The organism is Salinivibrio proteolyticus (assembly GCF_027286365.1).
Classification (GTDB): Bacteria; Pseudomonadota; Gammaproteobacteria; order Enterobacterales; family Vibrionaceae; genus Salinivibrio; species Salinivibrio proteolyticus.
Map to the genome: position 1 here is coordinate 639,744 of NZ_CP114585.1, position 22,010 is coordinate 661,753.

Here is a 22,010-nt window from a genome sequence, read left to right on the forward strand (position 1 = left end):
GCACGGTGTAGGCTCAGGAGCATGAGACCCTCACTTCATCGTCGTTTTTTCTTCTCAACCTTTGCGTTCACATTGATGAAAATTGTAAGTAAATCAAGCAAGAAAAGGGCAGTATTTTATAAATCTAGCGTTTTCTTCGATAAGTTGTGGTCACGCGATAAAACGCCCGTTTCCGTCTTATTGTTAGCGGTTGTTATTGGCCTGCTCGCGGGTATTGTGGTCACCTTCTTTGAACTCGCGATTCACTCTCTTTCTCAAACACGTACCGAGTGGCTCGATAGCAATATCACCTCAATGATTCCATTGGGATTACTCGCCTTTCTAATCAGTGCGGGCCTTGCCTTAATTGGCTATTGGCTGGTGCACCGGTTTGCGCCTGAAGCCGCGGGATCGGGTATTCCTGAAGTCGAAGGTGCCATGGAAGGTATTCGTCCCACACGATGGTGGCGGGTAATCCCAGTGAAATTTTTTGGTGGTTTGGGCGCGCTAGGCTCAGGGATGATTTTGGGCCGAGAAGGGCCGAGTGTCCAAATCGGTGCCAATATCGGCCGAATGGTGACAGATACCTTTCGCATTCACGACCGTAACACCAATCAAACCCTACTCGCATCAGGTGCCGCCGCAGGCTTAGCCGCCGCGTTTAATGCCCCGCTTGCGGCGATCATGTTTGTGGTTGAAGAAATGCGGCCACAGTTTCGCTACACCCTCATCTCCATTAAAGCGGTGATCATTGCGGCAATCATTGCTGACATTGTGTTTCGCTATATCAATGGCCAAGATGCTGTCATTGTGTTGCCTCAATACGAGACACCGCCACTGATTTCTTTATGGTTCTTCTTAGCGTTGGGGTGCTGTTTTGGTGTGTTTGGGGTGATCTTTAACTTCCTGATCATGCGCTTTCAAGATTACTTTCAACGCTTGTATCAAAACAGCCAAAAGCGCGTGTTAATTGTGGGTTCGACCTTGGGGGGCATATTTGGTTTACTGCTGGTGTATGCGCCTGAACTCACGCACGGCGGCATTAACCTCGTCCCTGATTTTGTTACGCTTAACTATTCAATTAGTGCACTGCTGTTTATTTTTATGGCGCGCACGCTGCTGACTGTTATCTGCTTTGGTTCCGGCGCACCGGGCGGCATTTTCGCCCCCATGTTAGCCCTTGGCACCTTGCTGGGAACCGTCTTCGGTTTGATGATTGCGAATCTCTACCCTGACATAGGCATTGAGCCGGGCATGTTTGCAATTGCGGGAATGGGCGCTCTGTTTGCCGCGACCGTGCGCGCGCCGATAACCGGTATTTTGTTGGTGATTGAGATGACCAACAATTACTATCTGATCTTACCCCTGATTATCACCACGCTGGGTGCCACGCTGTTTGCCCAATTGCTGGGTGGCCAACCGATTTATACCGAGCTGTTACGCCGAAAAGTACGGCAGCAAAAGTTGCAGGTTGAGCAACAGCCATAATCATAATCCATGTTTGGCAAGGATAGCGGCGGTCGTGCCGCTATCATTCATCGATTGCAAAACAGCCCCTACCCGCTTCGCTAGCGCTGCATGACGCTGATGGAACACCATAAAAAGTGAGACGGAGGCAATGGGCTTTTCACTTTGACGAATCAGCGACAATGCCTCTCCGCCAAGCTCGTCATCAAACATACCGGGCCCCACCATCGCTTGGGCCCGCTCGTTTTGTAGCATACTCAAGGCCGCAGACTCTGACCGTGCCCATAACATGTTCCATTGGTATTTTTGAGCAATTTTTTGTGCAAACTGGTCGCCAAACAACCCAACCACTTGGCTGTAGTCTTGTGGCGAGAGCACATGCGTTCGACCGTATAAGTAGTAATCAACACGAAAAAGCGGCGCCGAAGGGTAAGTCACGACATCGCTGTGTTGATACGCAAACTGAGTGCGCGCCGTATCGGCATCAATAATGCCTTTGTTGAGGGAGATTTCCGCACGTTTAAGCGGCATGGCAATCCATTGTAATTCAATCTCAGGATCCACCCTCGCCATAGCTTGTGTGATGATAGCTTGGGTCGCTTGCCACGATTCATCAGTGTGCACTCGATACGCGACCATCATTTCGGTTGCTGACACACTGAATGTTATGCCCAACAACCACAGCATCCACCCTCGTTTCACATTGTCACCTCAGACTGACCGCCACGATTAAAGATTAGAAGAGCACCGGCGTATCGTCTATGCACTTATTAGTGACGCTGTCACGTTTGGGCTTATTCCTAGGGTCTTATTAAGCTTCGTAACATGGCAAGGCATGACGCTCGGTCGGGAAGTGATTCAAATTCAGCCCGCACGATCAGCCCCTCTAACAGCGTCATCACCGCATCAGCAGCCGCCTTTGAGCCAACAATCTGTTCAATTAAGCCGTGAATTTTGTCTTTGTGCGCTTTGGCAATCGCTGCAATTTGGCTGTCTGTACTGCTCTTAAATTCGCCAATCGCGTGCATAAACATACAGCCTTTAAAGTCGTCTTGTTTAAACCACGCCAGATACCAATCGAGGAGTGCCGTCAATTGAGCATCTTTATCCTGGTGTGCATCAATAGCCTGCTGCAGTCCATGCTCAAATCTTGTATGGCGCGCTTGCAGCACAGCCTCAATCAAGGCCGATTTAGCACCAAAGTGACGGTACATCGAGGTCTTTGAGACCGCGGCCTCATCACGGATTTTGTCGACGCCCACCGCAGTGTAACCAAACTGATTAAATAACGACTCGGCTACCGCCAAGATGTGATCGCGCTTGCTCATCATGCTCTCCAAAAAAAGACTTGCCATGAAGTGTACCGATCTGTACTCTTTAAAACAACGTGTACAGATCGGTACACTTTAATCAACCATAGAAGGAACGACCATGAAACGACTAAAAGGTGGCGGTGCGTTACCGCCTAAACCGACTTGGATTCAACTGACAAAAGGCTTGCTGGGTGGATTTTTCGGCATTCTCACCTTAACCGTGCTGAACCAAACCACCGGCGTGCCCTGGCTGATGGCTCCCTTTGGCGCAACCTGTGTGATTTTATTTGCAGCGCCTCAGTCGCCGCTCGCGCAACCGAGGAATGTGATTGTGGGTCACTTACTGACCGCCAGTGTGGGGTTGGCGATGCTGTATGGAGTGGGAAATGAAAGCTGGATGATCGCACTAGCAGTTGGCCTTGCAATTATGCTGATGCAAGCCTGCCGCGCCGTCCATCCACCCGCAGGAGCGAATCCACTGGTAATCATGCTAGCGGGGACTCAGGTGGTAGGCATCGATTATTTGTTTACGCCTGTGCTCGCAGGCAGTGTCGCTCTGGTAACCATTGCAGCAGTGATCAATAATCTCGGTGAACCGCACCATTGGCCTGTGTATTGGCATGGGATCAAGCGAGGCTAAGCGAGAGCCTTGCTAGCTTCAATCAGTCAGAACCTAGCAAAACAGGCGCGATTAAATTGCGCCTGTTTTGGTGTCGCCCAACGATACCGTGACCAATGGTCAGCCCTGTATCATCCCGCAAACACTAACCAAGCGCCAATGACAAAGGCACCGCCAAGCACGAGAGTTTCTAAAAAGTAGCGGCTTATGACGTTATACAGTTTCATACCTAACCAACCTTTTTTGGTGTTAGAGTAACAACATAAAACTGAACATAAGCTGTCTCGTTGATTAAGCATAAAAAAGCGAGCCTTGAGGCTCGCCTGATATCCGAGGAGGTACGAAAGTTAGGCCATTGCCATGGCTTGTTGTGCGATCACTAACTCTTCGTTGGTTGGGATCACCAATGCAAGCGGCGACGCTTGGGTGGTGATTTGCCCTGCGGCACCAAAACGCGCGGCGGCGTTGGCATCGGCATCCGCTTGATAGCCGAAAATAGCCAGCTCTTTGAGGATCATCTCACGCACTGGCAGGGAGTTTTCGCCAATTCCGCCTGTGAAAACAATCGCATCCAAGCGAGATAACGGCACCATGTAACTTGCGATGAATTTTGCAACGCGATAAGCAAACATTTCTAGCGCTAATTGTGCACCTTTATGGCCCTGCTCTGCCGCCTCGACCAAGCCTCGGCAATCGTTCGTTAATTCCGAAACACCGAGTAAACCGGCTTTATCGATCAGCTCATGGTGGATTTGATCCATGCTGAGCCCTTTTTTCGACAAAAACTCCAGAATAGATGGGTCGATATCACCACAGCGTGTGCCCATCATCAAACCGGCTAAAGGCGTAAAGCCCATGCTGGTATCGACACTTTGACCGTCTTTGACCGCACACAAAGAGGCACCGTTACCAAGGTGTACGGTGATGACGTTAGTTTGTTCAGGCGCTTGGTTAAGCCATTTTGCCGCTTCACGGCTTACGTAGTAATGGCTAGTGCCGTGGAAGCCATAGCGGCGAATACCGTAATCGTTGTAGAGCTGACGCGAAATCGCGTAATGGTAAGCTTTTTCTGGCATCGTTTGATGGAATGCCGTATCGAAAACCGCCACTTGTGGCAAACTTGGGAAGGCTTTACGTGCCGCTTTAATGCCCACCACATGTGCTGGGTTATGCAATGGCGCCAAGGCTTTTAGCGCATCAATTTGCGCCAGTACAGCATCGTCAATTAAGGTGGCTTGGCTGAAGGTTTCACCGCCATGTACCACACGGTGGCCAACAGCCTGCAGTTTATCACTCAATTGGTTGCTTTCGATAAGGCCCACAATGATGTCCATGGCCTCTTGGTGGTGGTTGCTTCCTGCACTTAAGGTTTTCTCGGTTTTTTCACCGTCGACTTTCCAGCTCATCCGCGCGTCATCGCGCCCAAAGCATTCTCCAGCGCCGGAAATCACAGCATCGCCAGTTTGCGCATCCATCAGGGCAAATTTTAACGACGAGCTACCTGAATTAATAACGAGTACCAGTGCATCACTCATAGGGTTACCTTATTGGCAGAAATTGAATCGCGGCATCACGCCGCCTTTTCCATTATTAAAATATTTTTTAATAATTCAACTGTTGTGATAGCGATAGCACAGTTACCCAGCAATTTACTGCGTAAGATCAAGCTAAGTGCGTATCGAATACGCAAAACCCAACGTGCTCGCTATCACTGACCATAAGCGTAGATAAAAAATGGCGCCACATGGGCGCCACTCTTCGGGCTAGCTACCAATACCGAGGTAGGTATTGACCACGGTGAAATAAATCCACATTCCGGAGATATCCACCACAGACGCAAGCACCGGGCTAACCAATACCGCAGGATCAAGATGACATGCACGCGCCACAATCGGCAGTAATCCGCCAAGCGTTGTGGAGATGGTCACCTGAATAAACAGGGCCAACGCAATCGCAACCGCAATATCGTGCAGTGCAAACGCGCCTACCGTCGCGTTGTGGTTGAACAGTAAAATCCTCACCATCATGACTGCAGCAATCGCCACACCAATAAATACCGCGACGCGGGCCTCTTTCCACATCACTTTGAGCCACTGACGTTTGCGAAGCTCTCCCGTTGCTAGCGCCCTCACCACCAAGGTTGCCGCTTGGGAGCCGGTATTGCCTCCCGCCGCCGCAATCACTGGCATATACACAGCCAACAGAACAAGCTGGCTTAAGGTATCTTCGTACTGAGCAATGATCATCCCAGAAACGATACCAAGCAGCGCCAGTCCGACAATCCAGCCAATCCGCTGCTTAACATGTGCAAACACGCCAGTAGAGAGGTAGCTTTTCGCTGGTTCCGCTTCTGAGTGAATAAAGCCTAAATGGTTGGCATATTCACGGGCTTCGCGGTCAAACCCCTGCGCATCCAGCGCATTCAGCAAATGCTGTACATGAGCCACCGAGCAGTGATGCAAAATGCCCATCGACTCCTCAACCGGCATCACGGTAAGCAGCTCGACTTGCTTGTCGATATCGTATTGTAAAAACGCATTACGTGCCGCCACGATTTCTGCAGTGGAAAACGCAGTGGCGTAGTCAAAAGTGTTGTTCATTACCGTCATGGCGAATCTCCCGATTGGCAACAGGTAACGACCATCAACAACGAACCTCACGCTAAAAGGGCGTGATTAAGCGTTACATCGAGAAAGGAGAAAAACAGAGCGGGAAACCAGCTGCGACTGCGCTGGTAAAAGGAAGGACCAATACCAACGGCAGTTATTTTTCTCCGTATCGACTAGGAGGATGGTCGGTATTGTTCATAGTTATCTCCAAAAAAGGTCTGGTGCTGTAAAAGCGTGGCGAGTTTATCAAAAGGCATCGCGCCTGTCTGTCAAATTTTGGTAAGCGAATGGCGTGATATCGTCGTGTTATGTCAATTATTATGCAGGCTCAACGGACCGATGCCGCTTACTGACGGCACATCAATAAACTGGCGCCTAGCAGCTGTGAAAAAGCAACGGTCAGATCAGTATTCATCTGCTTTTCACAATCTGTCTGCAATTTACGTAAACAGCGAAAGGCGACGCCATTGTCGGCTTTGCCACTGATCAGTAAGTAGAAACACAATCGTAAGATGGCTTTGAACTCACCATCGGCATGCATCGCCTGCATCCAACTTTGCATTAACTGGTTAACAGTTCCCTCCGTCTCAAGCGTACCCATCAAACTATCGAGCAGTACAGGTTCGAGCGCAGCCATAAAATCTTGTTTGCGCGGAAAGTGATGACTGATACCAGTACGAGATACCCCCGTCGCTTCACTGAGGGTGGTATACGACATGCCCTCGTAGCCCAACGTCAGGAGTTGCTGCTTCGCGGCATCAAGAATGGTCTCGATCGTCTGTTGTGTTTGGGCCTTACTGCGTTTTGGCATGTGTAATGTGTTCTCCCCAGTCTCCGTCAGCATGGCGGGCAATAATCATCTGCATGTTGCAATAGGTTGGCAGGCAATGCATTTGCGCCACGGCTCGCCATAAAGATAGTACAGAGTGCAATAGAAAGCCTGACACGAAACACACCAAAGACTCGCTGAAGCGGATCAAAGTTCTGCTAATACCTTGATAGATAAGTGTGAAAACAGCCCAAAAAATGAGGACTTATTGGTGTAAATAGTGCCGACAGTCATAATTTGAACACATGTTTAAACAATTGCCTTGCGTAAATGCAGGCAGGGTCAGTAAGTTAACATTATTATAACAGTTAGACGTATGAATCACGTTGCGACAACGAGGAAGTCCAATGTCACACATCAAACCACACGATCAGATTTTACGCTGGGCCGACGAACGCCCTAACCACGTATTTTTACGCCAAATTCGCGATCGCCGCTTCGTGGATTACACCTTTGCAGACGTCGCTGATCAGGCGATGCGTATGGTCACAGCATTACGTGACATGGGCTTGCAACCCGGTGACAAGGTGGCGCTAATTTCTAAAAACTGTGCGGAATGGTTTATTGCTGATCTGGCGATGATGATGGGCAGTTACATCAGCGTGCCCATTTTTCCAACGGCCGGCAGCGACACCATTGAGCACGTGGTCACGCACAGTGAATCTAAGGCCATGTTTGTCGGCAAACTGGATGACACCAAAGCGCTAAAAGCGTCGTTACAGACCCTATCACACATTAAGACTATCGCATTTCCATATCCTACGGTGGATTGCCACTATGACTGGCAGGAGTTAGCCGCGAGTCACGAACCTACCGAAGAGCGTCCGGTTCATCTCGATAATGATGTGATGTCTCTAGTGTATACCTCTGGCACCTCTGGGCTCCCCAAAGGCGCCATTCTGAGCTACGGTGGCTATTGTTGGTCCGCGCAACGCCTGATTGACCACATTGGTATCGAGCCGAACGATCGTTTGTTCTCGTATCTGCCATTGGCCCATATCACCGAACGCGTATACATCATGGGGTCGGCCATTATGGGTGGGATCCCAACCGCGTTCCCAGAGTCGCTCGATACCTTTATTGAAGATGTCAAAATGCATCGCCCAACGCTTTTCATTTCGGTACCGCGTTTGTGGACCCTGTTCCAACAGCGCATTCAAGAGAAACTACCTGATGCTCGTTTGAATTTACTGCTGAGCATTCCTCTTGTCGGTGGTTTGATTAAAAAGAAAATCGCGAAGAACCTTGGTCTTGATCAAGCGCGCGTATTGGGCTGTGGCTCAGCACCGGTTGCCCCAGCACTATTGCGTTGGTATGAAAAATTGGGCCTACATATCACCGAAGCCTGGGGAATGACCGAAAGCTACGCATACAGCACACTCAACTATCCATTTAGGGCTGACAAAATTGGCACCGTCGGCAATGCAGGACCCGGCGTTGAAATCAAGATAGCCGATGATCAGGAGATCTTAGTCAAAAGTCAGGGCCTATTTAGTGGCTATTACAAAAATGAGGAAGCCACAGCCGAAACCTTGGTGGATGGTTGGCTACACACGGGGGATTTAGGCGAACTCGATAGTGAAGGCTACCTGAGTATCTCAGGGCGTAAAAACGATACCTTCAAGACCGCAAAAGGCAAATTTGTTGCCCCTGTGGCGATTGAAAAACGTTTATTTGAGCTGTCTAACGCTGAGATGCTCTGTGTGATCGGCTCTGGCATGCCTGCGCCTATTTTGCTTGCTTTGCCGCACCACTTCCCGCACTTTGATCGGGCCCGCTATGAGCGCCGCGTGAAAAAGGTAATTGATACCATCAACGGTGAGCTGGAGTCCCACCAGCAAATCAAAGGCGTGTTGATGATCAAAGAACCTTGGAGCATTGAGAACGGAAAACTCACGCCAACACTTAAAATTCGCCGCCATAAGCTAGAGCAAGAGTACCACGAGGTTGGCGCAAACTGGCCAAAAGGCACCTTAGTCCAATGGGAAGAAGACTGGGTCTAGCGCATTCTACCAAGATGTCCTGACATTCACCCACGATTGGCGTACGCTGATGGTGGGTGATTTTTTATTCGCCACCTATTGCTTACAATGTGATTGCTGACAATGATGCATCGTGCTACAAACTCCTGCAAAACCTGACCTATCTCAATGTGCCACAATCAAGACTCTGCTAAAGATCAGCATGACATCTTTATTGCAGGCGATAAGCCTATTTTGACGCCTGCAGCTTTATCTCGTAGGGGACAACCATGAAAGAGAATCAAACTGACGCATGTGACGCGTGCGGTGTAAGCGCGGAAATTGGTTATATTATCTCAGAAGGAGATGAAGTCGCGGAAGTGACGATTCATGCCGACAGCGTCGAGGCAATGCTGGCGCGCTTTGAGCAGTACCTCTCGCTCGCACAAAGTATTAACCCTGCCGTCAAGCACGACTTTAACGCCGAGCAAATTAGCGGCGACAGTGCACATATCAAAATGCAATTTGAATGCAGCGCTGAAAAGCTTATCTTTGAGCTACGCAGCCGTGGCCTCAACAACGCCTAACCACTACCATACAGGGTGTGTCACCACACCCTGTATTTGCTTGCTGAGGGCGGAATTAAAGACGCAGGCTTTGCCAAGCCTCGCACATTTCACGAAACGTGGTCGCATCGCCTTCTGGACGGTCTGGGTGCCACTTCAACGCCATTTTACGCCACTGTCGACGGATCTCATGCTCACTAGCGTGCTCATCCAACCCAAGTACGGTTAGCGCTTTTTTGCGCTCCAGCATGGTTTCGCCCGGTGCATCATTACCAATATGGCGTTGATAATGCTTCCAAAACGACGATAGAAGCTCTTTGACATCGTCTCGGCTAGCGTCGTAGTTGTTCCAATCCATGTAATATTCACGGAGTGGATCTTGATAATCGATTTCGTTTGCCACAAAACCATTACCGCCAACACGCCACTGCAATTGAATGTCCATTGACTCCACCTGCAACCACTGCTGAGGTAGCAACATCTCTTGCAGTTGGTATAGCGCATTCATTATCAAAAAATTGCGCTTAAACAGATCAAGATGCGGGTCAGCATCCAGCTCTGCCATGATGGTGTTTTTTTGCAACTCACTGAGAAGGTGATGCACTTTCCAGCTTTGTCGCGTAGATTCCAAGATACTGAGTATTGGCCAAATCAGGGGGTTGTCTATTTCATCCCGTTTTTCAGCAAGCATGACGTTCATCCTCTGTCACTGGCCAGCTACCTTGAACCGGCACATCTGGTATTTTCGGTCGTTTAACAACCTTATTAAGGTATAAACCAAATTTGGTCACTTTGTCGCCATTATCAGCAAAAAGCAGCTTGTTCATCCGTATGCCATACTTTTTGTATCGCGCGACGTCAAAAAAGCGCCTGATATTGCCGCTTAATTATTAAGCATATCTAGTGCCAACTTAATTTCTCATTGTAGATAACTCGTCGTGGCGCAGAGATTAGACACCTTGACTCGCATTAAAGACACGCACCATCTACTATTGTGAAAACACCTTTATTTCATTGATATTTAAATCTATGACACATTCCGCCTCCCAATGTGATGCCTGCAAAAACAAAAAACCGCTCCCTTTTGCCTTTTCAATGGCCTTTCAGCCCATTGTTCAATTATCCACTGGGCGTGTGTTCGCATACGAAGCGCTGGTACGAGGCATGGATGGTAGCGGTGCGGGCAGTGTGTTTAAGCATGTGAATGCCGACAATCAGTACCAATTTGATCAGACCTGCCGTATTAAAGCGGTGTCATTAGCGGCAAAGCTCGAGATCCCCTGCTTTTTGAGCATTAACTTTATGCCTAATGCTGTTTACGAGCCCGAACGTTGCATTCAAACCACCCTTAAAGCCGCGCGCGAACACCAGTTTCCGCTCGATCGCATCTTGTTTGAGTTTACCGAAGGGGAAGAAGTGCTTGATTATGATCATATTCAACGCATTATTCGCTATTACCGCTCGCAAGGCTTTATTACCGCCATTGATGATTTCGGCGCCGGTTACTCTGGCTTAACGGCACTGGCTAATATTGATACCAATATTATTAAAATCGATATGGCGCTGGTGAGAGATATTGATACTGACCCAGTGAAACAGGCCATTGTTCGCCACAGTGTGGCAATGTGTGAGGAGCTAGGGCGTCAAATTATTGCCGAAGGGATAGAGACGGAGAAAGAATTACGTTGCTTGCATGATTTAGGCATCGACTTCTTCCAAGGGTATTATATTGCCAAGCCTGAATTCGAAGCATTACCCGCCATAAATCAAGCATCTGGCCTCGACATTTTTCACCGTCAATAATCCGACTATCGAGCCAGCAGTCTGTTGCTGGCTTATTTTAACTGCCTCACAGGGTCAATTGATAATCTTTCTCACTTTGACTCGTTCACGGTATAGTAAGTTGATTATTTGATTCGAAAGGTATTCTTATGACTTGCCGTGACCAAGGCATGCCAGTGCATGGCCTCACTCGACGTCGCTTTCTCCAATCTTCCGCTGCTTTCGCTGCGTTGTCCGCCCTTCCTGCTTGTTCGCTGGTATCCGCATCACGAGATAATGGCATGTGGGAATATCACTTAAGCGCTGAGCCAAGCACAGCATCTTTAGTGCCCGGCCATCAAACGGATGTATTGGCATTTAACGGCAAGATCCCTGCGCCCACGATTCGCTGCCGTCAGGGCGAGCCCGTGACGATTCACTTTACCAATAACCTTAATGAACCCACCACCATTCATTGGCATGGACTCCGTATTCCGATTGAAATGGACGGTGTACCCTTTTTATCCCAACCCCCTATTCAGCCGGGCGAAACCTTTACTTATCGCTTTACACCGCCTGACGCTGGCACCTTTTGGTATCATCCTCACATGAACTCTGTGGTGCAATTGGGCAAAGGCTTGGTGGGCACCATTGTGGTGGAAGAAGCGTCACCGGTCGCGTTTGACGAAGAGCATGTACTCATGCTCAAACATTGGCACCTCGACCCCCAAGGGAAATGGAAAGATCTCGCCATTCCTCGTTACAGCGCCCGAATGGGAACGCCGGGTGAATGGGGCACGGTGAACGGTGTTCATCAACCTAAGTATGAACTACAAGAAAAAGCCACCACTCGCCTGCGTTTAGCCAACGTCGATAATACCCTGACTTATCCTATTCAAGTCCGCGGTGCGGACGCTTGGATTGTTGCCATTGACGGTAATCCGATCGCGACGCCTCGACGACTCGAAGAGCACAAGATCGCGCCCGGTATGCGACTCGATATTGGTTTGGTCGCCCCCAAAGCCGGAACCAATGTTGAGATCATGTACATGAAAGGCCGTTTTCCTTTCCTACTGGCTAGCTTTACCACAACGCCATCCACCTTGGTCGAAAAACCTTTGCCCGCCCTGCCACTTAATCCAGTGGCCACTCCTGACTTGGCGAATGCGGAAACGCGACACTTTGTCTTTGAATGGGCCGGCGCAATCACACCCGCCGATAAGCAAGGCAAAGGGAAGCACGAATTTTGGCTGATGAACAAACGCGCATGGGAGGGAATGAGCAAAGGCAATATTCCCGATCCGATCGCAACGCTCGAACGGGGCAAAACCTATATTTTCGATTTAAAGAATGTTACTCAGTACCACCACCCAATCCATTTACATGGTCATACCTTTACCGTGCTGGAAATGGACGGTAAACCCGTGACACCTTTCCATACCGATACCGTGCTATTGGGTAAAAATGGCCACGCCAAGGCAGCCTTTGTGGCCGATAACCCTGGCCGGTGGATGTATCATTGTCATGTCATTGAGCACATGAAAACCGGTCTAATGGGGTTTGTTGAAGTAGTGTAGCGATAAACATCACGTGCACAATAAAACGGCGAGCCTACCCGCTCGCCGTTCCTCTTTGGCGCTCCTGTTTAAAGATAGTGCCGTTATGTGCTGGGTTTGTCGGTTTTGAATCGGTTTACCAACTCTGAGAGTTCAGTCGCCACCATACGTAACTCGGCCGCCGTTGCGTTAGTTTGTTCCGCGGTTTCAGCGGCACTATTCGCACCATCCAATACGTTGGTCACATTCTGATTAATGTCTTCCGATACCGAGTGCTGCTCTTCTGTTGCGGTGGCAATTTGCGCGGCCATATCATGGATCTGCCCCACCAACTCTTGAATAGTACCAAATACACTCAGGGCTTCTTCGGTTGCCTCGGTGGTCGTCTGCGAGTGTTCCACACTGCCCTGTAGCTTTTCTGACAGCTGGCTAGTCCGTTGAGTCAAGGCTTGTAACAACTCGTCAATTTCTTCGGTCGATTTGGTGGTCTTTTGCGACAGCACCCGAACCTCATCCGCCACTACGGCAAAGCCTCGCCCATGCTCCCCCGCACGTGCAGACTCTATCGCCGCATTAAGCGCCAATAGGTTGGTTTGCTCGGCAATACCACGAATGGTATCCAGCATAGCGGTGATATTGTCGTTTTCTCTCGTAAGCTCAGCCATAGCGCTATCCGCTTCGTTGAGCGTGGTCGCCATTTCTTGCACTGCGGCGCGCGTGTTATTCATCAAGGCCATGCCGCGATCAACTTCTGATTGGCATTGCTGCGCCGAATCGGCCGTCTGATTACAGTTTTGCGATACCTCATTGGCCGTCGCGACCATTTGATGGAACGCGGTCGCAATCTGCTCGAGCCCTGAGCGCTGCTGATGACTCGCACCATCCAGCTGCTCAGCAAACTGGGTGGTATGATCGGCATGAGATGTAAGTTTCAGCGAGCGATCTTTAATGCCAATAATCAGCTCTTGGATCACATCCACAAACTGGTTAAAGGCAGTGGCGGTCGTGCCTAGCTCATCTTTGCTGGTTACCGGCAAACGTTTAGTTAAGTCACCTTCACCGCTTGCCGCATCACTGAGCCCATCACTCACCGCAACAATCGAGGCAGAGATGCGGTTGACCATAAAGAAGCCCAGCACCCCGAAAATCAACACTAAAAGCACACCAATCGAGATAATCACGGTTTGCAGTTGATTCACCTGCCCCAACACTTCTTGCTGCGGCACAATACCAATTAAACGCCAGCCGCTATCGGGCGCTTGATACTGGTTAACAAAATAAGACTCACCATCAAATGACACCGCCTTGAGCGCACGGCTTAGCGATTGACCGCTGTAGACGCTATTCACACTATCCACGGATTCAAAGTTGTTATCTGGGTTATTAGGATCGGCCAAGACGGTGCCGGTATCTTCCACCAGCACAATGTAACCTGACTGGCCGAGCGTGACCTCGCCAAGCATATTGGTCAATGCCTCCAAGGTAACATCAACACCCACCACCCCGGTTAACCCATCTTGCGCGGGAAACTCCATCACATAATCCAGTAAAGGTGCGCCCGATGTAATATCTTGGTATGCCGGCACGCGCACAGGGTTATTACCACTTCCTAATCCGGTTTGATACCAAGGGCGCTGCCGAGGATCGTAATCGCCAGACTCCCCCTGCGGCCATTGAATGTAGCCGCCATCGCTTAAGCCCAAAAAGACATAGGCGAAATCATCGCGCGAGTTGCCCATTGCATCCAATAATTTAAACGCACGGGCTTCGACCGGACTATTCTGAAGCGATGTCATTGGCTTTGACGGGCCCATGTATTTGGCGACACTGCCATCAAGCTCTTGCAACGCTTGGCTATTGGCTAACATTTTCGCGTTGGCAGACAGGCCTTGTAGATAGAACTTAAACGCATTACCAATGTGCTGCATTTCTTTGTATGAGCTTTGTTCGTAGCTGACTAGGGTACTTGTTCGAAACTTATACAAAGCGACGACACTAATAATCAGGGTTGGCAGTACCACCCCTGTCAACACAATGGCTAAAATGCGTTTTTTAATACTCATAACTGACCCCCGTCAGTGACTACCTACCGTTCAGCATTAACATGTAAACTATCAATAGTGACTTATTGAGACTAGAACAGGCATTTTCAGGCAGCCATAAAAAATCGGATTTAACGGCGCTGGCAAACCGAAACCAATAGGGTGAGAAAGATTTCTAGGCAATCAATTATAAATCATGGACACGGATTGCATCCTACACACAAAGCAAATATATTAGTCAAAGCTAAAATAAAAGGTGGGACTATGACCAAGAAAAACTATCAAGAAATCAATGAGCAACAATTGGCGTTAAATAAACAATTTAAAGCAAACAGCAGTGAGACTCTGGCGGCATTTGGTCAGCTTCATCGTGCCGCAATGGCAGAAGGCGACCTTGATGTAAAAACCAAAGAGCTGATTGCATTAGGGATTGGTATTGCCGCGCGTTGCGATGGCTGTATTGGTGCACACGTAGCCGCCGCATTGAAACACGGCGCCACCAAGCAAGAGTGTGTTGAGGCGATCAACGTTGCCATTTTAATGGGCGGCGGCCCGTCGTTGATTTATGGTGCGCAAGCCCTAGAGGCGGTTGAGCAGCTTAGCAATTGCTAGTTTATTTATATAGTCAAAGGCCGAGTTATTGAGGTATCGGCCTTCTCAATAAGTCTCGTCAGTGCTACCACAAATAGCATCTCTATGAATACAAGGACAGCGAGTTGCGGTTTATCCCCATGGGCACGGGGAAGTATCCCTAAGGCAAAAGAACCTATGTAATGGAATCTTTGAATAATCAAAGCAATGCTCAGCGGCGACAAAAAGTCGATGGGGGCGGTGAATTTAATGTCTTCCAACCGCTTGAAGAAGATAAACCTGCACCACCTCCAGAGCCGGACAACTTTGGGGACAAGCCAAAGGTTGATGCGAACGCGTTGAAAGGCTTGTAATTCTTTTAAAAAAGCCAAAAAAACCCAGCTTCCAAAGCTGGGTTTTTTACGCAGATACTTATTCTAATCTATCAGGGTTTGCTAACCATGCAAGCGACCCTACAAAGCCTGGGTCCATTTCAATTGAGTCTTTTAGAACCTTTTCTCCTACCCACTCTTCCGTAATATTAGGAGCGTTTTCAACCCCACCCCACGCCCCAAAAATGACATCAGGGTCTTTATTTTTAATAGCAAATCGAAAACAACCCATTGCAAGGAGCAGACTACCCGTTGCAATAAAACCACCAAATTTGACGGTTTCTACGAGCCATCCGTAAGCCGCCACAACGCCGAGCAAAGTGAAAACACAAGCTAGAACAAACCAAAATCGCTGAGAATCCATATAAGCTCCTTATCAAATAGAGAAACCATAGCGACCACCCCTAACTGCTATAAAAGGCGATATTAATTAATAAGAAAACAACATAACTACGATAACGCAGATGGGCATTGTTGGTCAAATCAGTCACCCAAAGCACTGATCCCAATGGGATTTCTCCCATCAATCAACTCGGTAGCTAACAGGCATACCAAGCCTTATGACTTTGTTTATTGCTTTCACGTTGGCCAATGCTTCGCCAACTTGTGCATCGTAGTTACGTAGTGTCAGCTGAGGGCTGATTAACGTTTTGTATCGAGACATGCCTGTTTCTGACAGAGAGCGTTGGTGATAACCCTCTTCTTTTTTCCAGTCTTCTAAGTTACCCGACTTTAAGGCGCTGACGGCTGCATTGCGAGGATGATCATTCTCCCAATAACCCGCATTACTGCGCGGTGGGATGGTCGGTTTGATACCTTTTCTCCTGAGCACTTGATGACACGCCTTAGTATCATAAGCGCCGTCAGCACTGACTTGGGCGATTTTTCGGCGTAACGGATTGAGTAGTGTCGGCAGGGCTTCATTGTCACCGACAGTGGCCAAGCTAACAACGGCAGAAATCACTTCATGTGTACTGTCATCAATCGCGAGATGAAGCTTGCGCCAAACACCGCATTTTTCCTTGCCATGTTTGCGCATTTTCCATTCTCCCTCGCCAAACACTTTTAAACCGGTGGCATCAATGACGAGGTGAGCAACGGGCCCACAACTGGGTAATCGGTAATTAACTTCAACCGTCTTCGCCCGTTTACTGATACAACTGTATGACGGCGATTTTAGCGGTACGTCCATCAAACTAAATATCGAGTCGAGAAAGCCTTGAAGGGCGCGAAGAGGGAGCTTGAAAATGCCTTTAACCATCAGTGCTGTTTCAATGGCACCATCGGTAAACGTAAAGCCTCTGCCTCGTTTGCCATGATGCTCTTTGCAGTGCCAAGTCTGGATAGCGGCGTCATCAACCCAAAAGGTAATCGAACCACGATTAATCAGTGCTTGATTGTATTGCTTCCAATTGCTGATTTTGTACTTGGCTTTGCTCATCATCTGTGACCTGTTTGAGGCGTTGATGATCTGATCGCGGCTCGGATGATAAGTTCAATGAGTTAGGAAACAACGCCACGCAGATGCACTAACTAAGTAATCGCAAGAGAGATTGCAGTACTGCAATCATCTAAATCGACACCTCCATCATAGGGTTCCGTATCTTCGGCACTGTCGGTTCATCCCCGTGGGCACGGGGAACACCAATAGTTCAGTAATAATTTTCCAGTTAGCCTCGGTTCATCCCCGTGGGCACGGGGAACACCTGTTCGGATCAAACACAAACACCACGCTGCCCGGTTCATCCCCGTGGGCACGGGGAACACGGGTTTTTTTACCATCGGCGATCCGTATATTGCGGTTCATCCCCGTGGGCACGGGGAACACGGCGCAACTGGCGAGATAAAAACCTGATATTTCGGTTCATCCCCGTGGGCACGGGGAACACGTGGCGTTCACCTCCCCTAATATCGTATCTAACGGTTCATCCCCGTGGGCACGGGGAACACTGCTGGCTGTCGTTACACTAGTCATCGCTGGCCGGTTCATCCCCGTGGGCACGGGGAACACCAAAAATGAACCGTAATTATTCAATGAGCTGGCGGTTCATCCCCGTGGGCACGGGGAACACATTGGCGCGTATGTTTTTTCAAAGAGCACACGCGGTTCATCCCCGTGGGCACGGGGAACACGCATCAAAGGCCACAACGGTGATGTAACTTTCCGGTTCATCCCCGTGGGCACGGGGAACACCCGCCATCAACACAAATCCATGTGCTGTGAGGCGGTTCATCCCCGTGGGCACGGGGAACACCAATGGTTTTGGCGTTTGGTTCTTTTGGGTAGCGGTTCATCCCCGTGGGCACGGGGAACACCTTCCTGACGACGAACGCGAACAACTGGCGGCCGGTTCATCCCCGTGGGCACGGGGAACACAGCAGCGATTCGCTCTGGCCTAAAAGAGCTGTCGGTTCATCCCCGTGGGCACGGGGAACACAATATGTTTTCACACGTTGAAAGCGGTGTGAGCGGTTCATCCCCGTGGGCACGGGGAACACCTCTACATCCAGCTTGAGTTTAGCTACATCGACGGTTCATCCCCGTGGGCACGGGGAACACTCTAACCGGATATTACTGTTTTATATAACAAAAATCGACCTGTATTTTTCTACCAACTTTTTAAAGAGCAAACTGGGCTTATTTATCCTCATCACTCGGCTTGAATACCACCAACCTTAAACCATCTAAATCGACAGGCTCCCGACGGTTTTCACCATAAGTTTGAAAGTCAAAACCTGATTCATTATTCATCGCCCAACACATCACCACGTTGCCGGAGTCAGCAAGTTCTGTTACCTGCTCCCAAATCATTTCCCGCACGCGACGTGTTACATCGCCCACATAAACACCAGCGCGAACTTCGAGCAGCCAGACAGCAAGTCTGCCACGTAACCTTGGCGGTACGGCTTCGGTGACGACAACAAGCATACTCATTATCTAGCCGCTCCTATGTCCGCTATCACCGATTGATTTTGGCTCAGGTATAGCTGGTGGTTGAGCGTCATGAGGCGGTTCAGGCGGTGTAATATCACCTGCCGCTAATACCTCTTCGATCATCGGAATAATATTTTTCAATAACTTGCTGGTTCTAAAGAGTTCACGACAAGCAAGGCGTACTTGTCTGTCAGGTGCTGCGGGTGAAGAGGCGGCAACTTTGAAGGCGAGTGGTACGACCGTGTCAAATTTAACAATGTCTGCAATATCATAAACAAACGAAAGTGGTTTACCCGAGTGGATAAATCCAATCGCCGGCGCGTAACCAGCTGCTAAAATAGCCGCTTCAGTCACGCCATAAAGGCAACTGGTCGCCGCACTAATACATTGATTGGTCACATCGCCTTTATCCCAGTCATTTGGATCATAGTTGCGGCCATGCCATTCAACGCCGTATTGCTTGGCCAATATTTTGTAGCTGTTGCGTACTCGAGCCCCTTCAATTCCACGTAATTGTTCAACACTACGTCTTTGAGGCGCCGGCTCACCAAATCGTCGCTCAAACATTTTACGCACGACTTTTAGACGTAAATCAGGGTCAAGCGCAAGCTGCGCTTGGTATAAAAGACGATCAGACCGCGCACCGCCAGGTTGCCCCACAGAATACAGTCTCACCCCTGCTTCACCGACCCAAATCAATAATGTACCCGTTGTTGCCGCGAGTTTAACCGCAGCATGACTGATGCGCGTACCCGGCTCCAACATAATGCATACCACTGAGCCCACTGGGATATGCATTCGTTCTCCATTCACCTCATCAATCACAACAAAGGCACCATCACGCACGTCAATGCGCCCCATCCCGACAAAAACCATCGAACGCCTGTCTTTTATCGGGATAGGTTTTAACGGAATGAACCCCATGATGCCTCCATATTTATTGGCCAATATCTATGCAGGCCGAATCAGCATTAACCCACAACCCATAGCTTTGGCGCGCCCAAAACCTTTTGCGTATTGTTCCAAAAAGCGTTCGCTGTCTTGGAGCGTTAAAGTACCGCGAGCATTCACACTCGAAAACTGCACATGCGCGCCACTCTTTTTCCAGCTTTGATGTTGGGTATATCCCTCAATCGTTGGCACGTTATCGAATGTTATACCCCACTGCGACAATCGATTTTCATCACAAAGCCATTGTTGCGCGGCCTGATCCATAGTTTCCTGCAGTGCGATAGCGCTCACTTCCCCCGCCTGCTTTTTAGCATGCATAAGGACATCGTGCCGCTGTCGCTTTCCTTTTACATCTGTCACACAAATCGTCGGGTTTACCCTTAGCTGAAAGTGAAGTCGCTGACCATTGTATAACTGGGGCGAAAATAGCTTGGTTTGGAGATCAAACACACCAGTTTCATCTTGTGGTCGAATAGTTGAAAGCACATAAAACAGCGACCGTCCCGTGGCTTGATCTTGCTCCTCTCGATATATAAACGGTCGTTCACTCGCATGACGAAAGAGTTGCCAAATGATTTGGTGAGCACTATATGCACCATTGTGGCCAAATTTTGAGATCAGTTTAACTGCTTGTGCGGATGACAGTAGCCGGACTTTAGACAGATACATCATTGGCCTCCTTTACCGTCAATTGATGCATAACACGTTGTTTAAACTGCCAACGACCGCGATTGATAGGCTCATCCCAAGGATGGGTGGTTAATACGCGCTCATCATCAATTTCTCCCACATCGCCTTCCCAAAAGTAAGTCGCATAAGGTGTCGCCCCCAGCCAGAGTGCATCGCTTTTATTTGATGCTGTTATCGCTGGAAAATCGATATCTAATGCTGACTTTAAATCAGCATTGGCCACCAAGGTAGGTTGTAGTGGTAAGGCCGGTGGACATGATTTTCTCCCCAAAGAAAGGGGATACACAGGCTTTAATAACGCCTTTTTTAGATCGTTTAATGACATCGTAGCCGAGGGAGAGAGCCACACTGCAACTACCCACAAGCCATCACAACGATAATCACGTTTTGAGAGCACAGTTTGTAGTTTCTTTCCCGTCTTTAATTCACTTTGGCGCGTGCGATGTATGCGCTTTTTATCGTGACTCGGCACCTGCGCGGTATGGTAGTCACGCAAAAGCGAACCCGGTACACACTGTTTGATGCCGATGCATACGCTTTTTTGCAAGCTCAAAAGCTGCGTCTCATCATCCCGTTTTATGCCAAGTGCCGCCCCAAGTAATCCAAGTACGGCTGAACGCGACGGATACGCGCTGGTGGGTCTGTCGCCACCAACGGCTGGCTCCCCCCAACTGGCTAGCGGCCCGTACAATCGAAAAACAAGATAATCTCGCATCTTGCCTCCCACTTATTCTGTAACGAAGTTGAGTAGTTCATCAAACGAGCCGCTACCCTCAAACACATTTAATGTATAGCGGCTATCTGCACACGCACCATACACTTGATCGAATTTTTGCACTTGATCGTTGAGCGCCGCTACGGCCGCTTGACCTTGATCGGGATCGTTAATGGGTTTAAGAAACGCTACCGATAATTGTCTTGGCTGGTGTTCGCCTTTCTCGGCTAAAACAAAACTCGCGTAAGCACGTGAAGCAAAGCTATTTTGTTTTCCTGAAGGTGCTACTTTAACCGCCGCTTCCGTCAGGGCTTTGATCGCACTATCGGCAAGTGCCTCATCGCCCTGCAAGTTGTCAATCAACTGCGTTTTGTTGATGCAGATATAGGAATAGAATAAAGCGGCCGCGAAACCCGCTTCGCCAAGGTGAGCAGAGCCCGCATCTTCCTTTTTGTTGTTCAAATCATCCACAGCAGTAAAATAATCATCTTCCACAACCACGCTATGAACACTCAATGCATGCGCAACTTGGCAGGCGGCCTCCACATTAAACGATGGCGAAGAGGCTAGCATACGGCCAAATAAGGCGATGTCGGCTGCTGCATGATCTGCCTTTAATAAGTCCAGTTCTTCTTTTTTTGGCGCACGATTTTCTTCTGCCAATATCGCGATCAAAGAGCGTGCTGCATCTTGCTCTTCTGGGCTAATATGAACAAGTTGCTCGATATCTAGTTGATCTTTCTTGATTTGACCAAAAACCCCTGCTATCTCTGCCGCCCATGCTTTGGCGGATTTTTCGGTCACACCTTGTTCGATAAGCTCACTGTATAACTGTCGGCCGAAACGTTTGGTCCGAATCCCAATTTTACCTGCCAAGGCCGTTTCAAAGACTTCCGATGTCCGCCAATGGCGTTTTAAACTTTGCGAGCTCACACGCAAGCGCTCAAATCCGCCCATTTTTGCGGTTTTGGGCCGACCTAAATCGTCACGGTTCAGGTTAGAAGGCGCATAAGAAGTCAGTAGGTGTAGTTGAATAAATTGGCTCATTCTCTTTT

Annotated in this window: 22 protein-coding genes and 1 CRISPR repeat array; of the genes, 8 read left to right on the forward strand and 14 right to left on the reverse strand. The window is 49.1% G+C overall.

The genetic code is table 11. From position 1 onward, the window contains the following. Positions 1-21 precede the first annotated feature (21 nt). The gene (gene clcA / locus N7E60_RS16875; RefSeq protein ID WP_408642353.1) at positions 22-1,467 is read left to right on the forward strand and encodes a H(+)/Cl(-) exchange transporter ClcA; all 1,446 of its coding nucleotides are present in this window, start codon (positions 22-24) and stop codon (positions 1,465-1,467) included. Here the strand turns inward: clcA and N7E60_RS16880 are convergent, their stop codons facing one another. Further along, the gene (locus N7E60_RS16880) at positions 1,468-2,133 is read right to left on the reverse strand and encodes a type 2 periplasmic-binding domain-containing protein (RefSeq protein WP_269598750.1); all 666 of its coding nucleotides are present in this window, start codon (positions 2,131-2,133) and stop codon (positions 1,468-1,470) included. It lies immediately after the preceding gene. Positions 2,134-2,246: 113 nt separating this feature from the next. Then, the gene (locus N7E60_RS16885) at positions 2,247-2,774 is read right to left on the reverse strand and encodes a TetR/AcrR family transcriptional regulator (RefSeq protein WP_269599030.1); all 528 of its coding nucleotides are present in this window, start codon (positions 2,772-2,774) and stop codon (positions 2,247-2,249) included. Positions 2,775-2,877: 103 nt separating this feature from the next. On the opposite strand from N7E60_RS16885, the gene N7E60_RS16890 reads away from it, so the two are divergent. Next, on the forward strand, positions 2,878-3,399 hold the full coding sequence (locus N7E60_RS16890) for an HPP family protein (RefSeq protein WP_077482089.1): 522 nt from the start codon (positions 2,878-2,880) through the stop codon (positions 3,397-3,399). 326 nt (positions 3,400-3,725) lie between these two features. Here the strand turns inward: N7E60_RS16890 and N7E60_RS16895 are convergent, their stop codons facing one another. The 3 genes from N7E60_RS16895 to N7E60_RS16905 all read right to left on the reverse strand — a co-directional run bounded on the left by N7E60_RS16895 (position 3,726) and on the right by N7E60_RS16905 (position 6,798). Beyond that, a complete protein-coding gene (locus N7E60_RS16895; protein ID WP_069586940.1) occupies positions 3,726-4,913 on the reverse strand; it encodes an acetate kinase in 1,188 nt (395 codons plus the stop codon). Positions 4,914-5,141: 228 nt separating this feature from the next. Continuing rightward, entirely contained in the window at positions 5,142-5,987 is an 846-nt protein-coding gene (locus tag N7E60_RS16900; protein WP_269598751.1) for a magnesium transporter, read from the reverse strand. A 346-nt stretch (positions 5,988-6,333) separates the two neighbouring features. Next, entirely contained in the window at positions 6,334-6,798 is a 465-nt protein-coding gene (locus N7E60_RS16905; protein WP_069586942.1) for a TetR family transcriptional regulator, read from the reverse strand. Positions 6,799-7,163: 365 nt separating this feature from the next. Here N7E60_RS16905 and N7E60_RS16910 point away from each other — a divergent pair, with 365 nt between their 5' ends. Both N7E60_RS16910 and N7E60_RS16915 read left to right on the forward strand, forming a co-directional pair. Then, complete coding sequence (locus N7E60_RS16910; protein ID WP_269598752.1) at positions 7,164-8,819, forward strand: AMP-binding protein; 1,656 nt, start codon at positions 7,164-7,166, stop codon at positions 8,817-8,819. Between the two features lie 248 nt (positions 8,820-9,067). Next, positions 9,068-9,364, forward strand: a complete 297-nt coding sequence (locus tag N7E60_RS16915; RefSeq protein ID WP_269598753.1) for a DUF406 family protein — start codon at positions 9,068-9,070, stop codon at positions 9,362-9,364. Positions 9,365-9,419: 55 nt separating this feature from the next. Here N7E60_RS16915 and N7E60_RS16920 read toward each other — a convergent pair whose 3' ends face one another. Then, positions 9,420-10,034 (reverse strand): DNA-J related domain-containing protein, encoded by a 615-nt coding sequence (locus tag N7E60_RS16920; RefSeq protein WP_069586945.1) that lies wholly within the window; start codon positions 10,032-10,034, stop codon positions 9,420-9,422. A 338-nt stretch (positions 10,035-10,372) separates the two neighbouring features. On the opposite strand from N7E60_RS16920, the gene N7E60_RS16925 reads away from it, so the two are divergent. Next, on the forward strand, positions 10,373-11,146 hold the full coding sequence (locus N7E60_RS16925; protein WP_269598754.1) for an EAL domain-containing protein: 774 nt from the start codon (positions 10,373-10,375) through the stop codon (positions 11,144-11,146). A gap of 149 nt (positions 11,147-11,295) precedes the next feature. Then, entirely contained in the window at positions 11,296-12,681 is a 1,386-nt protein-coding gene (locus N7E60_RS16930; protein WP_269599031.1) for a multicopper oxidase family protein, read from the forward strand. An 83-nt stretch (positions 12,682-12,764) separates the two neighbouring features. Here N7E60_RS16930 and N7E60_RS16935 read toward each other — a convergent pair whose 3' ends face one another. Further along, complete coding sequence (locus N7E60_RS16935; RefSeq protein ID WP_269598755.1) at positions 12,765-14,723, reverse strand: methyl-accepting chemotaxis protein; 1,959 nt, start codon at positions 14,721-14,723, stop codon at positions 12,765-12,767. Between the two features lie 243 nt (positions 14,724-14,966). On the opposite strand from N7E60_RS16935, the gene N7E60_RS16940 reads away from it, so the two are divergent. Then, positions 14,967-15,314: a carboxymuconolactone decarboxylase family protein gene (locus tag N7E60_RS16940; RefSeq protein WP_069586948.1), complete on the forward strand. Its 348-nt coding sequence runs from the start codon at positions 14,967-14,969 to the stop codon at positions 15,312-15,314. 161 nt (positions 15,315-15,475) lie between these two features. Then, a complete protein-coding gene (locus N7E60_RS16945) occupies positions 15,476-15,646 on the forward strand; it encodes a hypothetical protein (RefSeq protein WP_269598756.1) in 171 nt (56 codons plus the stop codon). Between the two features lie 58 nt (positions 15,647-15,704). On the opposite strand, the gene N7E60_RS16950 is transcribed toward N7E60_RS16945, so the two are convergent. The 7 genes from N7E60_RS16950 to cas7e all read right to left on the reverse strand — a co-directional run bounded on the left by N7E60_RS16950 (position 15,705) and on the right by cas7e (position 22,002). After that, entirely contained in the window at positions 15,705-16,028 is a 324-nt protein-coding gene (locus N7E60_RS16950; protein ID WP_069586949.1) for a hypothetical protein, read from the reverse strand. A gap of 159 nt (positions 16,029-16,187) precedes the next feature. Then, the gene (locus N7E60_RS16955) at positions 16,188-17,105 is read right to left on the reverse strand and encodes an IS5 family transposase (protein WP_269599032.1); all 918 of its coding nucleotides are present in this window, start codon (positions 17,103-17,105) and stop codon (positions 16,188-16,190) included. A 175-nt stretch (positions 17,106-17,280) separates the two neighbouring features. Beyond that, positions 17,281-18,224: a CRISPR direct-repeat array (repeat unit 29 nt; unit sequence CGGTTCATCCCCGTGGGCACGGGGAACAC). Positions 18,225-18,302: 78 nt separating this feature from the next. After that, entirely contained in the window at positions 18,303-18,599 is a 297-nt protein-coding gene (gene cas2e / locus N7E60_RS16960) for a type I-E CRISPR-associated endoribonuclease Cas2e (RefSeq protein WP_021022945.1), read from the reverse strand. Positions 18,600-18,602: 3 nt separating this feature from the next. After that, positions 18,603-19,523 carry a type I-E CRISPR-associated endonuclease Cas1e gene (gene cas1e / locus N7E60_RS16965; protein WP_069361018.1) on the reverse strand — a complete coding sequence of 307 codons (921 nt, stop codon included), beginning with the start codon at positions 19,521-19,523 and terminating at the stop codon, positions 18,603-18,605. Between the two features lie 27 nt (positions 19,524-19,550). Beyond that, the gene (gene cas6e / locus N7E60_RS16970; RefSeq protein ID WP_332301859.1) at positions 19,551-20,222 is read right to left on the reverse strand and encodes a type I-E CRISPR-associated protein Cas6/Cse3/CasE; all 672 of its coding nucleotides are present in this window, start codon (positions 20,220-20,222) and stop codon (positions 19,551-19,553) included. After that, a complete protein-coding gene (cas5e, locus tag N7E60_RS16975) occupies positions 20,206-20,955 on the reverse strand; it encodes a type I-E CRISPR-associated protein Cas5/CasD (protein ID WP_269598757.1) in 750 nt (249 codons plus the stop codon). The genes cas6e and cas5e overlap by 17 nt, the downstream gene beginning before the upstream one ends. 12 nt (positions 20,956-20,967) lie before the next feature. After that, on the reverse strand, positions 20,968-22,002 hold the full coding sequence (cas7e, locus tag N7E60_RS16980) for a type I-E CRISPR-associated protein Cas7/Cse4/CasC (RefSeq protein ID WP_269598758.1): 1,035 nt from the start codon (positions 22,000-22,002) through the stop codon (positions 20,968-20,970). Between the last annotated feature and the right edge of the window lie 8 nt (positions 22,003-22,010).